Genomic DNA, 14,636 nt, shown 5'->3' with positions numbered 1-14,636 from the left:
TATGAGAGAAAAAGCAGCAGTCAAAGCAGGGGTGGCAACGGTCTGGACATCACCGGATTCGGCAAGGGACCTCGATGCGCCAGCATTAACAAATCCTGTATATATTGAGAAATGGCTGGATTCGTTAACACATGAAACCAGGCTTGCCCTCTGTGATGAAAACCGGATCCAGTCGCAGGTCTTATTCGGTCAGGATGTGCTGGTCCTTGAAGAAAGGGAAGGATGGTCACACGTCATTGTCCCTGACCAGGCGTCACCCAAGGATAAGCGCGGCTATCCCGGCTGGGTCCCTTCCGTCCAGCTCGGCGAAAGCACCGATATGCACGAAGGAAAATCCTTTGCCATTGTAAAGACAAAATTCACGGATCTTTTAACTCAAATTGATAAAAAAGAAATCGAATTAAGTTTCCTCACCTCTCTTTCTATCGAAAAAGAAGAAGGTGACCGGCTGGCAGTGTCCACCCCGCTTGGGACTCGATACGTGAAGAGGGAGGATGTATATATTTCCTCGGCATCAGTCAGTGAACAAAAAGGGAACGGTCTTGATATCGTGCGTTCAGGGGAAGCATTCCTTGATCTCCCTTATTTATGGGGAGGAATGAGCAGTTATGGATTTGACTGTTCAGGATTCAGTTATTCAATGTGTAAAGCAAACGGGTATGTGATTCCGCGGGATGCCGGGGACCAGGCAAAAGAAGGGAAGGAAGTACCTCTGGATGAATTAAAACCGGGGGACCTTCTGTTTTTTGCATATGAACAAGGGAAAGGCATCATCCATCATGTCGCGATTTACTACGGAGACGGCAAGATGATCCACTCCCCGAATACCGGAAAGACGATTGAAATCATTACGATTGAAGGGACGTATTATGAAAAAGAGCTTTGTGCAGCAAGACGCTACTGGCAGGATACGGGTGATGCTTCATGAAAAAAGATAAGATATTGGAAGTCAGAAATCTGAAAAAATACTTTTCCCTTGAAAAAGGCAAGGTGCTGAAGGCAGTCGATGATGTGTCATTCGATATTTATAAGGGCGAAACATTCGGTCTGGTCGGTGAATCAGGATGTGGTAAATCCACTACAGGCCGGACGATCATCGGACTTTATGATGCAACAGAAGGAGAAGTCTCTTACAGCGGAAAAAACGTCCATACGCAGACTGATAAAGAAAAACGTTCGTTTTACAGCAAAATGCAGATGATCTTCCAGGATCCGTATGCCTCGCTGAATCCCAGGTCGACTGTCCGTGAAATCATAGCAGAACCGATGGAAGCACACGGGCTATATAAAGATAAAATAGAACAGCTAGAAAGAATTTATCAACTGCTTGAAGACGTCGGACTGAACCGTGATCACGCAAACCGCTATCCGCACGAATTCAGCGGCGGTCAGCGGCAGCGGATCGGTATCGCGCGCGCCCTTGCACTTAACCCGGAATTCATCATTGCCGATGAGCCGATTTCAGCATTGGATGTATCCGTGCAGGCCCAGATCGTCAATCTGCTTAAAAAGCTTCAGAAAGAAAAGGGGCTGACCTTCCTGTTTATTGCCCATGATCTTTCAATGGTCAAGCATATCAGCAACCGGATTGGTGTCATGTATCTCGGGCATATCGTTGAGCTGACCGAGAGCAGTGATTTATATAAAAAACCTCTTCATCCTTATTCGCAGGCCTTGTTGTCGGCCATACCCATACCAGATCCCGATGTAGAGGATGAGCGTGAGAGAATGATCCTGAAAGGGGAAATCCCAAGCGCCATGAATCCGCCGAGCGGCTGTGTATTCCGCACCCGATGCCCTGCAGCCATGGATGCCTGTGCGACAACCGTGCCTAAATGGCATGAGGCGGAGAAAGATCATTTTGTAGCATGTCATCTGTATAATAAGACAATCCGGAAAGATACCGATGAAGTGGCTGCAACGAAGTAATGGATAGGATGAAAGAGAAAGATAAGTTCCTGGAACGACAGATACATGAACTGGTTGAAGGTGTGGAGGGCAGAATCAGTTTAAACATCGAACTGCCTGCACATACCATACAGTTGCATTCAGACGTTCCATATTCTGCGGCAAGCTTAATCAAACTCCCGATATTACTGGAAGGGTTCCGACAGATCCAGGAAAGGAAGCTGGACCCTGAGGAGGTCATTCCCGTAACTCAGGAGGATAAAGTGGGAGGGGCCGGGGTGCTCAGTCATTTATCACCTCATACTAAGGTGACGGTTCATGACCTCTTGACCTTAATGATCATTGTTTCTGACAATACGGCATCCAATCTGCTTATCGATCGGATGGGGATGGATTCCATCAATGGAATGTGCAGATTGCTCGGTCTCGAGCAAACAAAATTAAATCGGAGGCTGATGGATTTTGAAGCATTGGAATCGGGGGTCGATAACCATATCTCTGCAACCGATGCAGTAAAATGCTTAAAAGCTATGGAAAACGAGGTTCTGTTTCAATTGAGCAGCAGGGAGTCAATGATCCGGATTCTGCAAAATCAGCAATTTTACCAGAAGCTCCCCGGAAGTATAGACCGTAATAGGGTATTTACGGCGAATAAAACGGGTGAGCTTCCCGGAGTCGAACACGACAGTGCCATTATCCGGTATAACCAAAAAACGGTGTATGCTGCGGTATTAATTGATGAACTGAAGGATAGCTCAGAAGGGAGCGGGTTAATCATGAAGGTTGGAAAATGCCTGAATGATTACTTATTAACCTAAAAGCAGGCGTGTCTCCAATGTGATTTAGGAGACACGCCTGCTTTACTTTATTTGATGTGTTACCAGTTCTTTTTGAAGGTTTCTTTTACATCGCCGACTTTTTCCTGGAACTTACCTTTATCTTTTGTTCGTTCACCCTCGGCGATCTTCTCATCGTTCATTGTAAGCTTACCAAAGGTTTTCTTTAAATCACCTTCCGTTTGCTTGCGTTTTCCTTTAACTTGATCTTTATTTTTTTCATCCATTGAAATCTACCTCTTTTCTTTAATTTGTTTTCATGTTTTATCATTAACCGATTGAAGGTGTACTTAAACTAATATTTGATAGCAATTTATGACAATGTGTTTCCAGTTACATACCAGCAGTTGATTTTCGTGCAAGACTTCACTTTCCGTGGGTGACCCGTGAGTCTCGGCAAGGCTGCGGTGGCCCACCTAACTCGCTTTTCCCGCGAGAGTCCTAGTCTTGCTCTGTTATCAAGTGCTAGAAAGGCCAGATAAAGAGTATCACCTCATTATTTCGTGGTCTTGAGTGCTGATTTGTTAAATTTCATATAATAGAAACTGCATGTTTTATACTTTATTTTGCTTGCTTATTAAGTAAATTCTTTAAAAAGTGCCCAAAATTGCGTTTGGGAACATTTGTTCGTATAATAGATTTAACGATGAATAAGGTGGTGTTGGGAATGGCAAAGAATAAATGCACTTTAGAAGCTCTTGAGATCGTGAAATTATACGAAGAAGGCATGAGGACAGTGAAGATAGCAGAGATGGCCAATGTTTCACCGCGTTATGTAAACCAAGTGCTGCGCAAAAATAATGTAAAAAGGAGAGCGAAAGGCAGCTGGAATCGGAAATACACAGTGAATGAACATTATTTTAATACCTGGTCGAATAATATGGCTTATATTCTGGGGTTTTTTGCAGCGGATGGCCATATTTCCAGTCGAACACAACTGGTTACATTTTCACAGAAAGACAAAGCCATCCTGGAGCAAATACGCAATGAATTAGGATCTAACCAACCTTTGACCCAAAATGATTCCACCGGAGTGTATTTACTCAACATCGGAAGTAAAATCATGAAAGAAGACTTAATCAATTTGCACGGAATGTCTTCTGAGAAATCACATACTCTTACATTTCCCACTATACCAGACAAATATCTAAGTCACTTCGTCAGGGGATATTTTGATGGCGACGGATGTGTAAATTATAAACAGAGAGTTGTGTCCTTTGTTGGGAGTTCTTTGTTGTTTCAGGAAGAATTAAAAATAAAACTAGAAGCTTTGAAGCTAAGCCCCTATATAAAAAAATATAGAAAACATTGGAGATTGTTTATAACAGGAAGAAGATCAATACAAATCTTTAAACGCTGGGTGTATGAAAATAAAGAGCTTTATATTGCTAGAAAACATGAAGAATTTGAATTAGAGCCGATAAAGGATATTAATCAGATTCCTGAGCGCTCCCTAAAAAGAACAAAAGAAGCAATCATGAAAAGAAAGCATCAGTTTATAGAATTAAGAAAATCAAATATATCTAACGAAAGTATCTGTGAAGAATTGAAAATTAGTATTAGTACTTACCATAAATGGCTTAAGGAAGATACTGAATTTAGACAAGCTGTAAATAAAATTCATTATATATGATTATAAAACCAGTCGTGAAGAAAGAGGGACACGGCTGGTTTTATTGGTTATATAAGAGATGTGAAATTTTTAATAGGTTAACATAATATCAATTCTAGGAACCTAAACAAAAATATCCAAAATAGTCTCATATCAAAAGTATACTATTAATATTGAGACAAAACTAAAAAATTCTGTAATTCTATGGTTATTATCCGTTAGTCAGTTTTGTCTTTAATTTGCTTTTTTCTTTTTTATTGAATTATTAATCACAAAAAAATTATTCGTTCCGCTGCGTATTCATTTTAACCGTCGATTTGAAATTTTCTTCCCGTCAATTCATCAATCAAATAAAACTCAAAAAAAATATCAATACGGTTGAATCTGCTGGTTCGTTTCCCAATACCTGCTTCATCATCCATATTGATATAAGTTTACATAATAACAACTACTTTTTCTCCAGATGAACCCTGATATTCGGATTGATTTTCAATAACTCATCTGTAAATTCCTTTTTATCCTTTGGTGAAATATATACAACATTGCTCTGATTATAGTCTATCCTCAGCCGATCCAGTGATAATGCCGGGCTTGAAATCGGATTTTTTGAAGCCTCAATCGACCGGATTGTATGAATGTGTATCGTATAGCGAATCGGACCTGCAGCAATTTTCAGCTCTTCCCCGCTTATTTCATAATAAGTCGCTGCAATCAGCCAGATGATCAGCGCCATTATTGGCACGGTTACAAACAGAGAACCCTGACCATTCCCACTGTCAGCACCGGGTATTCTCTGAAGGAACTCCAAATCCATGACGGAAGCCAGTGAAGATGCCACCATCAGTATTAATACAACAATAAGTATAGGAAACAACACTTTCCCTTTTTTGGAGTAAAACCGCATGTATCTCCCTCCTCTTTATTCTTATTACGAATTAGGTTGAAAATGGTTTCAACTAATTGCTGCTATACTAAAAAAGCATAAAGAGCAGCCGCTCTTTATGCTGGATTCAGTTTTAATAAATATTGTCTGGGAGTACCGAAATAAATCACTTGATTGAACTGTTCAAAAACAGACTCGAAATGAATATACACAGGTGCATCAAGAAGCCAAGGGTAGTAGGTGAAGAATCCCTCATCACCATTCACGATTGCACTTAGTGCCAGGGGAAGTTCCTTCTTGAAAATCATGAATCTCACCTGTGAAAGCTTTTCATCAAATTCTCCCCCGCTTACGTACACCCTTCCGCAAAGAGTATATTGACCACCGTCCCGGCGCCATTCAGCAAGCACTTCATCCCTCATTTGTGTATTTATTTTAGTGGAATCATAATGACATCCGATACTTAAGTAAAGATCCCCGGTAATGTCAGAATGAGTCAATGTATATCTTCTATTATCAATGGGAAAAAAGATCGATGCCGGCGGCAAATAGGTTACAGACAACTTCTCAGGATTGAATTCACTCATATATAAGCCTCCTTCAGAATTTGGCCTGTAATAGTGTATGTCAATCGCCCATTTTCTGTGTCTGCACTTGATCAGCATCCCATTTCATCCCAATGAGATTCCATTTATCATTCTCATAGTACCAGCTGGAAACGGCTGTGCCGATTCCATCAGCTTTATAAGCACCGCTGATTTGCTGATAGCCTTTTAACCCCTTCCCCTGTTTTCCTTCTATTTTGGCAGGTTTATAAAACGCAGCGGGCAGTACCATCAGTTCCATCGGTTCATTCAATTTTCCATCCGTATAGATGCCAAGCCGTTCATAATCTTCTTTACGGCTGCTTAAATCAATCGTATAGGATTGATTGGTTTCTGGGAATGTAACAACTGCCTTATAGCCGTCTTGAAATTGTCCCTGAATGACAGGTCCTTGGGGCAATCCGAGGTCAATTAACTTGTTCCCTGCAAGAGTATGCAGATCCATGTCATATAGTCCACCGCTCCCTCCTGTTGCTGCAGAGTACAGCATATCTTTGATTCCATCATGGTTCAGATCCATGAACTCCATTTTCGGCTCGTATCCGCCATCATAGTCGATCCGTATCTTACTTCCATTTGATGTAGTAATCTCTGCCCACACCTCTTTCAGGAATAAGGCATCAGGCGAAAAAGGAATGGCCATCAGATTGATCTTATCTTTTTTTCCGTCTCCAGTTATATCTTTTGAGTAAGTATGGATTGTCAATTCAGCTTCCTTTGGTTGTTCATTTGCATCATCTGAAAAGTTTCCGGCGATTGCATGCAGGGACAAAATGAAAAATGCACCAAAAGCAAACAATAATTCTTTACGCATAGTGTCCTCTCCTCAGTAAGATAATTCTCTATTATCTTGACCAGATTAGGAAAAAGTATGTAAAAAAACCAACTCATGAGAGAGTTGGTTTTTTAAAATTATCGATCTCTTGATTCCGTTCCGGGTTTTTCGTCCCAGCATTCAATACCCTTCAATCCTTTAATGGAATTGGAATAGAATACCGGATCTTTTCCCTCTTTCTTCTGGGCACGATAGTCCTTCAGGGCTGCCAATGCGATCTTTGTCAGCAGAGTAATGGCTATCAGGTTGATGACCGCCATGAGACCCATGAACAGGTCTGCCAGTCCCCATACCACATCAAGCTTCACTACAGCTCCGAAAATGACCATTCCGATTACTGCCAATCGATAGATAAATAGAGCCACAGGACTGTACTTGATGAATTCGATATTTGTTTCACCATAATAGTAGTTACCGATTACTGAACTGAAGGCAAATAGGAAAATGGCAACTGCAACGAACGTATCTGCCCAATCACCCACATGGAAGCTGAGGGCAGCCTGTGTGAGCTGTATTCCGTCGATCCCAGTCGTGTACTGGTCGGAAAGGATGATCATGAACGCAGTCGCGGTACAGATGATAAGCGTGTCCGTAAATACACCCAATGTCTGGATCAATCCTTGTTTGACAGGGTGCGTCACCCCGGCAGAGGCTGCAGCATTCGGTGCACTACCCATACCCGCTTCATTCGAGAATAGTCCTCGCTTGATTCCCATCATGATGGCAGCTCCGACTCCGCCGCTTACCACTTCCCTAAGTCCGAACGCACTTTCAAAAATGATGGCGAACATATCAGGGAGCAAAGTGATATTGGTAATCAGGATATAGAGCGCAAGTATGATATAAAGGATTGCCATGATTGGAACCAAAATCTGCGTGACGCTTGCAATTCGCTTGATCCCTCCAAAGATGATGACTGCTGTCAGTACAGCCAGGATGATCCCGGTCGTTAAACGATCAAAGGAGTAGGCTCCTTCCATAGCGAGGGAGATGGTATTCGATTGAACTGAGTTGAATACAAGACCAAAACAAAAAGTGATGATGATGGCGAAAAGGATTCCCATCCAGCGTGCATTCAGGCCTTTTTCCATGTAATAGGCAGGTCCTCCGCGAAAACCGTCTTTCCCGTCATTCACTTTATAGATTTGAGCAAGAGTACTTTCAATGAAGCTGGTTGCACCGCCTAGCAATGCAATAAGCCACATCCAGAAAACCGCTCCGGGGCCTCCCCCCGCAATAGCAGTTGCTACTCCGGCAAGATTCCCGGTACCTACACGGGAAGCAGTACTGATGGTGAATGCCTGGAAAGAGGAAATCCCTCTCTTCCCTTTTGCTGAAATGGTTGTTTTATCCGTAAGCAGCCGTCCCATCTCGGCTATATAACGGAATTGCACAAACTTAGTACGCAAGGAAAAATAAAGACCAAGGCCTACAAGGCCGGCGATCAGGATATACCCCCACATAAAATCATTCAGAGTTCCCAGTATTGAATTAAATAACTCCATACATATTTCCCCCTTCTAGTTGTAATAAAATGTAAACGATTGAACCTATGTATGTTTACCCACAGTGACACTTTTTTAATCTACCAAATAAACAATTTCCAATCAAATATTAATGAGATTTTGATGTAAAAATATAAATAATCCGCTTGGGAAGCTTAAGAAACCTTGCCCATTTCGGCATGTATCCTTATTTTTATACAAAATTGATCCTGTGAGGTGAGAGCTTCAGAAAATCTAATAAAAAAGCAGGCGGCCAAGAAAAAGTTCTTAGTCGTCTGCCTATTATTTATTTATCTTCCATCGTAGTTAAGATGCTGCGGACCACAGCTCCGCTTTCCGACTCATCCATAACAAATGAACCATTTGAGTAACGGTCGTTTGCACGGAGGTCTCTTATCCTGACATATTCCGTCCTGCCTTTTGAGCTGATGAGTTCTACTTCATGTGTATCATTTACAATCTCAATCGAAGCCACTCTATGAGGGTTTGATTTAAGCTCACGGAGCATGATGACGCCGCGTTTAGCACGGCTAGTTCTTTCGAATTCCGACAGTTTCATCTTTTTCACTGCCCCTCGGTGTGTGACAAGGAAGACAAACTCCTTATCCCGAGCGGTCACAATCTTGCCTGAGACTACAAAGTCCCCTTCTTTAAGGTTGATCCCTTTGACTCCTGCAGCTCTCGGACCGACGACACTTACCTCTTCTTCGGTGAACCACAATCCGTAGCTCTGACTGGTGGCAAGGAAGAGGTCATGCTTGCCGTCTGTGAGATGAACATCAACCAGTGTATCGCCACTTTTCAGGTTGATGGCCACAAGAGGTCGTGAATATCTCTGCGCTTTATATTGTGCAAGCTCGGTCTTCTTCGTCATTCCGTTCTTGGTGATGAAAAGAAGATATTGTTCTTCTGTGAAATCCTTGACCGGAATGGCCTTTAATACCTGTTCATCGCGGTCGATCGGCACGATGTTGCCTACATGCTGCCCAAGGTCTTTCCAGCGTATATCAGGCAGTTCATGTACAGGGCAGTAAATATAATTCCCCTTGTTGGTAAACACAAGGAGGACATCGGTCGTGTTCATTTCATATTGGGCGAGCAGCCTGTCCGTTTCCTTCATGGCGAGGTCCTGCCCGTTTGAAGCACTGTAAGAACGAAGACTCGTGCGTTTAATGTAACCATCCTGAGTAACCGTCACCATGACGTCTTCACTTGCAATCAATACTTCAAGATTGATCTTAAGTTCTTCGATTTTATCTTCGATCTTAGTCCTTCTTGCATCTGCAAATTGTTTCTTGATCGCTTTTAACTCTTTTTTAATGACACTCAATAACTTGTTTTCGCTTTCGAGGATAGACGTCAATTCAGCAATCAATTTATCCAATTCTTCCGCTTCACTGCGAAGAGCAGTGATATCGGTGTTTGTCAGGCGGTATAATTGCAGGCTGACGATTGCTTCAGATTGGGCTTCTGTGAAACCGTACTTGTCTATCAAATTGTTTTTTGCATCTTTTTTATCCTTGGAAGCACGAATGGTCGCGATCACTTCATCAAGGATCGATAATGCCTTCATCAAGCCTTCTACAATGTGCTGACGGTCGCTGGCTTTCTTCAAGTCATACTTGGTGCGATTTGTAACCACTTCTTTTTGGTGGGTGATATAGGCATCCAGCATCCCTTCGATCCCCATGAGCTTCGGACGGCGGTTATGGATGGCCACCATATTGAAGTTGTAAGAAATTTGAAGGTCGCTGTTTTTATAAAGATAATTCAGTACGCCGCTCGAATCCGCATCCTTCTTCAATTCGATGACAATCCGCAATCCTTCCCTGTCTGTCTCATCGCGTACCTCTGCGATCCCTTCGACTTTCCGGTCTACTCTGAATTCATCCATCTTTTTGACAAGGTTCGCTTTATTGATTTCATAAGGGATTTCTGTGATGACGATCTGCTGCTTGCTTCCGCGGATATTTTCCACTTCAGCTTTCCCTCGGACAACGATTTTCCCTTTTCCTGTTTCGTATGCCTTTTTGATACCATCCACACCCTGGATGATTCCCCCGGTAGGGAAATCAGGTCCTTTCATGACGGTCATTAAATCATCGACCGTACATTGAGGCTTCTCGATTCTCATAATCGCTGCATCGATCACTTCACCTAAATGATGGGGCGGGATATCCGTTGCATAACCTGCAGATATCCCCGTCGAACCATTAACCAGGAGATTAGGGAACCGGGATGGCAGGACTGTCGGTTCACTTGACGTATCATCGAAGTTAGGGATGAATTCAACCGTATCCTTATCGATATCCCGGAGCAGTTCCATCGAGATTGCTGAAAGCCGGGCTTCTGTGTAACGCATCGCAGCAGGGGGGTCTCCATCTATACTCCCATTGTTGCCGTGCATTTCTACAAGGAAGTTACGTACTTTCCAATCCTGACTCATCCTTACCATCGCGTCGTATACGGATGTATCACCGTGGGGATGGTAGTTACCGATTACATTACCGACAGTTTTGGCAGATTTACGGAACCCTTTTTCCTGCGTGTTTCCGTCCACATACATGGCATAAAGAATTCTTCGCTGTACCGGCTTAAGTCCGTCCCTTGCGTCAGGCAGCGCACGTTCTTGAATGATGTATTTACTGTATCGTCCGAATCGGTCGCCCAGCACCTCTTCGAGAGGCAAATCTTGATATCTTTCCACTGTTGTCATATATTACCCCTCCTCCTGGACTGTAATGTTCTCATTTTCCAGAATGCTGCCGTCTTCTTCCAATCCGAAAGCCACATTGCTTTCAATCCACTTACGGCGCGGCTCCACTTTGTCCCCCATCAATGTGGTCACACGGCGTTCAGCACGTGCAGCATCATCGATCCGTACTCTGATCAAAGCGCGCGTCTCGGGATCCATGGTCGTCTCCCATAATTGATCTGCATTCATTTCACCAAGACCTTTGTATCTTTGGATCATATACCCTTTCCCGATTTTCTTCATGGCACCTTGAAGCTCTTCATCTGTCCAGGCATATTCTATTTTCTCTTTCTTCCCTGTTCCTTTGCTTACCTTATAAAGCGGCGGCAGGGCAATATAGATTTTACCTGCTTCAACAAGCGGCTTCATATAACGGTAGAAGAATGTCAGAAGCAGGACTTGGATATGTGCTCCGTCGGTATCCGCATCAGTCATGATGACAATTTTATCATAATTAATGTCATCCACGTTGAACTCAGGTCCGACTCCGCCTCCGATGGCATGGATGATGGTATTGATCTCTTCATTCTTGAAGATATCCTGCAATTTCGCCTTTTCAGTATTGATGACTTTACCGCGGAGAGGCAGAATAGCCTGGAACTTACGGTCACGTCCCTGTTTGGCAGATCCCCCTGCAGAATCACCTTCGACAAGGTACAATTCATTTCGCTGAGGGTTTCTCGATTGGGCAGGGGTCAGCTTGCCAGATAGAACGGTTTCCGACCTTTTTCGTTTCTTACCGTTCCGTGCATCTTCCCGTGCTTTTCTCGCTGCTTCCCGTGCCTGGGCTGCTTTGATCGATTTCTTGATCAGAAGCGAGCTTGTATCCGGGTTTTCTTCAAGAAAATAAAGCAGATGTTCTGAAACGACGGAGTCCACCGCTGAACGGGCTTCACTGGTACCAAGCTTTCCTTTTGTCTGACCCTCGAATTGAAGCAGTTCTTCCGGTATCCGCACCGATACGATGGCTGCGAGACCTTCTCTGATATCTGTCCCTTCAAGGTTTTTATCACGATCTTTAAGGATGCCCGTCTTACGTGCATATTCATTGAACACCCTGGTCATTGCTGTCTTGGCTCCGGCTTCATGGGTACCGCCGTCTTTAGTTCGTACATTATTAACAAATGAGAGGATATTCTCAGAAAAACCGTCGTTGAACTGAAAAGAAAATTCTACTTCTATGTTATGGTTAGAGCCTTCAAAAAAAGCAACTTTGTGAAGGGAGTCCTTTTCTTCATTTAAGTATTGTACGAATGCCTGTATGCCGCTCTCATAATGAAACACTTCTTTTTGGTCATGACGCTCATCTTTGATTTCAATTTTCAAGCCTTTCAGCAGGAAAGCTGATTCTCTTAAACGTTCACACAAAGTGTCGTAATTATAAGTAGTGGTGCTGAATATACGGGGATCTGGTTTAAAGTGGATAAGTGTACCCGCTTTTTTTGTATTGCCGATCCTTTCAAGAGTCGTTGCCGGTTTCCCTCCGTTTTCAAAACGCTGTTCATACTTAATCCCGTCTCTTTCAATCGTAACGACAAGCCACTCGGAAAGCGCATTAACAACTGAGGCACCTACCCCGTGCAGACCGCCGCTTGTCTTATATCCTCCCTGACCGAACTTACCGCCGGCATGAAGGACCGTAAGGATGATTTCAGGTGTGGGCTTACCCATTTTGTGCATGCCGGTTGGCATCCCCCGTCCCCTGTCCTGTACGGAAATACTGTTATCTTTATGTATGGTGACGATGATTTCATTTCCGAAGCCCGCTAAAGCTTCATCTACTGCATTATCTACAATTTCATATACTAAATGATGCAGCCCTCTTGTATCAGTAGAGCCAATGTACATCCCAGGTCTTTTGCGAACGGCTTCCAAGCCTTCTAAAACCTGAATTGCATCATCATTATAAGCCATGGGCTGTGTCTTGTTGGCCACGAACATTCCCCTTTCAAACTTCTCTGCCCGTATATAAAAACGTATACGGGATTTTATGTTCTCTTATTATCATAACACAAGAACACTTGTTCGTTTACCTGTTTTTCATCATTTCAAGTAAACCACTATGCTATATTGTAGCGCTTTATTTCATTTTCGCAAATTAATTTTATGAATAGGCCCTGAGTCAAAGTATACTTTTTCCCCGCTATTCACTTAAAAAAGAGTGTGAATTCAAGACATCAATGCGGTCCGAAAAAAAGCAAGCGGTAGACGCCGCTTGCACCCGGATAGAACTATTTGGTTAAAGCATGTTCAACCTTTATGCATCGGTCCATAATGACCGTGTAGCCTCGTTCTTTAAGGAAAGAGTAAGCTTCTTCGTTCATGACACCCAGCTGTGCCCAGAATATTTTTGCATCTATCTTATCAAATTCACGTGCGAGGTCAGGCAGAAATTCCGATCGCCTGAAAATATTGACAATATCAACAGGGCCTTCAATTTCCTCTAACGAAGCGACTGCTTTAACTCCAAGAGCCGAGTTGATGACCGGGTTGACCGGTATGATCTCGTAGCCCTGATCCTGCATGGCTTTTGATACCGAGTGAGAAGTTCGTTCGGGATTGTCGCTCAGTCCCACGACTGCTATCCGCTTGGATCGTTTTAGAATCTGTCCGATTTCTTCACGTGTTGGATTTTCGATCATGAAAATGCACCGTCCTTTTGAATATCCTTGTAAGCGTTCTAAAGTCCTATTCTCTTTTTATAGCATAATATCCTTTATTTTTTCAAAATTTTACGAATAAGTCTTTCAAAGATAAAGTGAATCCTGGATTGGATTCACTTTATCTTTGATTATTCTTTTATTAAGCCTTTCGAAATGAGGAATTCCCTGGCGACATCTTTTGGTTCTTTCTTATCGATGTCCACCTTGGCATTCATCTCGCTCATATCTTTTTCAGATATCTTGCCTGCCAGTTCATTCAGGACATCTTCCACTTCAGGGTGCTCTTTCAGTACTTCCTGTCTGATGATCGGAGCAGCATCATATGGAGGGAAGAATCCTTTATCATCTTCTGTTGACTTCAGATTGTACCTTTCGATTCTTCCATCGGTGGTAAATGCAGGAATGATATCGACATCACCATTTTTAACGGCTTCATACATGATGTTTGGATCGTAGCTTTCTTTCGCTTTGAATTCAAAGCCGTATGCTTTAGAGAAAGCGTCATACCCATCTCCTTCGCGTTCATAGAATTGATGCGGTGCTCCAAAGCTGAGATCTTTGGAAAGAGGAACAAGGTCAGAGAATGTCTTGGCATCAAAATCCTGATCTTCTGTGTAAGCAAGTGTATAGGTATTTTCAAATCCAAGGGGTTTTAACCAGGTCACATCAAATTTCTTCTCATACCCTTTTCTTACTTGTTCGAGAATCTCGTCTCCTGAAGCTCCTTCAGCTGCCTGTTCTTTGAGCACAGCTTCCAGTCCCGTTCCTGTGTATTCAACATACACATCAATATCGCCTTTCTCCAAAGCGGGTGTGAGGATCGAAACCTCTCCCAACCCTTCGTCAACCTTAACATCAAGGTCTGTTTTTTCCTTAAGTAACTCAGCCATGATCTGGGTAAGAATAAATTGTTCAGTCCACATTTTCCCCGAAACAGTAATCGTGTCTTTGCCGCCGTTGTTTCCACAGCCTGCAATCAATAAGGATGCAGCCAGCAGAATGATGATAGGCGAAAATATTTTTTTCATATGTAT

Annotated in this window: 13 protein-coding genes; 4 read left to right on the top strand and 9 right to left on the bottom strand. The window is 42.9% G+C overall.

Translation table 11 applies throughout. From position 1 onward, the window contains the following. The first annotated feature begins 1 nt into the window (after nucleotide 1). The 3 genes from AS034_RS12085 to AS034_RS12075 are packed head-to-tail and all read left to right on the top strand — an operon-like array spanning nucleotide 2 to nucleotide 2,726. Nucleotides 2–928: a C40 family peptidase gene (locus tag AS034_RS12085; protein WP_176716093.1), complete on the top strand. Its 927-nt coding sequence runs from the start codon at nucleotides 2–4 to the stop codon at nucleotides 926–928. Further along, nucleotides 925–1,929, top strand: coding sequence for an ABC transporter ATP-binding protein (locus AS034_RS12080; RefSeq protein WP_058298619.1), 1,005 nt, complete (start codon nucleotides 925–927; stop codon nucleotides 1,927–1,929). The genes AS034_RS12085 and AS034_RS12080 overlap by 4 nt, the downstream gene beginning before the upstream one ends. Then, complete coding sequence (locus AS034_RS12075; protein ID WP_082641677.1) at nucleotides 1,929–2,726, top strand: serine hydrolase; 798 nt, start codon at nucleotides 1,929–1,931, stop codon at nucleotides 2,724–2,726. The genes AS034_RS12080 and AS034_RS12075 overlap by 1 nt, the downstream gene beginning before the upstream one ends. Before the next feature lie 59 nt (nucleotides 2,727–2,785). Here AS034_RS12075 and AS034_RS12070 read toward each other — a convergent pair whose 3' ends face one another. Beyond that, complete coding sequence (locus tag AS034_RS12070; protein ID WP_032088496.1) at nucleotides 2,786–2,971, bottom strand: CsbD family protein; 186 nt, start codon at nucleotides 2,969–2,971, stop codon at nucleotides 2,786–2,788. A 440-nt stretch (nucleotides 2,972–3,411) separates the two neighbouring features. Here AS034_RS12070 and AS034_RS12065 point away from each other — a divergent pair, with 440 nt between their 5' ends. Beyond that, nucleotides 3,412–4,377 carry a helix-turn-helix domain-containing protein gene (locus AS034_RS12065; RefSeq protein ID WP_058298618.1) on the top strand — a complete coding sequence of 322 codons (966 nt, stop codon included), beginning with the start codon at nucleotides 3,412–3,414 and terminating at the stop codon, nucleotides 4,375–4,377. A 427-nt stretch (nucleotides 4,378–4,804) separates the two neighbouring features. Here AS034_RS12065 and AS034_RS12060 read toward each other — a convergent pair whose 3' ends face one another. The 8 genes from AS034_RS12060 to AS034_RS12025 form a co-directional block, all read right to left on the bottom strand. After that, nucleotides 4,805–5,260, bottom strand: a complete 456-nt coding sequence (locus AS034_RS12060) for a PH domain-containing protein (RefSeq protein ID WP_058298617.1) — start codon at nucleotides 5,258–5,260, stop codon at nucleotides 4,805–4,807. 95 nt (nucleotides 5,261–5,355) lie between these two features. Beyond that, nucleotides 5,356–5,826 carry a staygreen family protein gene (locus AS034_RS12055; protein ID WP_058298616.1) on the bottom strand — a complete coding sequence of 157 codons (471 nt, stop codon included), beginning with the start codon at nucleotides 5,824–5,826 and terminating at the stop codon, nucleotides 5,356–5,358. Between the two features lie 40 nt (nucleotides 5,827–5,866). Next, nucleotides 5,867–6,658, bottom strand: a complete 792-nt coding sequence (locus AS034_RS12050; RefSeq protein ID WP_058298615.1) for a hypothetical protein — start codon at nucleotides 6,656–6,658, stop codon at nucleotides 5,867–5,869. 98 nt (nucleotides 6,659–6,756) lie between these two features. Further along, nucleotides 6,757–8,184 (bottom strand): alanine/glycine:cation symporter family protein, encoded by a 1,428-nt coding sequence (locus tag AS034_RS12045; protein WP_058298614.1) that lies wholly within the window; start codon nucleotides 8,182–8,184, stop codon nucleotides 6,757–6,759. A 286-nt stretch (nucleotides 8,185–8,470) separates the two neighbouring features. Beyond that, nucleotides 8,471–10,900: a DNA topoisomerase IV subunit A gene (gene parC, locus AS034_RS12040; RefSeq protein ID WP_032088501.1), complete on the bottom strand. Its 2,430-nt coding sequence runs from the start codon at nucleotides 10,898–10,900 to the stop codon at nucleotides 8,471–8,473. Nucleotides 10,901–10,903: 3 nt separating this feature from the next. Then, entirely contained in the window at nucleotides 10,904–12,853 is a 1,950-nt protein-coding gene (gene parE / locus AS034_RS12035; protein ID WP_098151233.1) for a DNA topoisomerase IV subunit B, read from the bottom strand. A 317-nt stretch (nucleotides 12,854–13,170) separates the two neighbouring features. Continuing rightward, nucleotides 13,171–13,581 (bottom strand): CoA-binding protein, encoded by a 411-nt coding sequence (locus AS034_RS12030; protein ID WP_058298613.1) that lies wholly within the window; start codon nucleotides 13,579–13,581, stop codon nucleotides 13,171–13,173. Between the two features lie 149 nt (nucleotides 13,582–13,730). Next, the gene (locus tag AS034_RS12025) at nucleotides 13,731–14,630 is read right to left on the bottom strand and encodes an ABC transporter substrate-binding protein (protein WP_058298612.1); all 900 of its coding nucleotides are present in this window, start codon (nucleotides 14,628–14,630) and stop codon (nucleotides 13,731–13,733) included. Nucleotides 14,631–14,636 lie beyond the last annotated feature (6 nt).

Source organism: [Bacillus] enclensis (genome assembly GCF_001456935.1).
GTDB lineage: Bacteria > Bacillota > Bacilli > Bacillales > Bacillaceae_B > Rossellomorea > Rossellomorea enclensis.
This window is presented reverse-complemented; position numbering and strand designations above follow the sequence as displayed.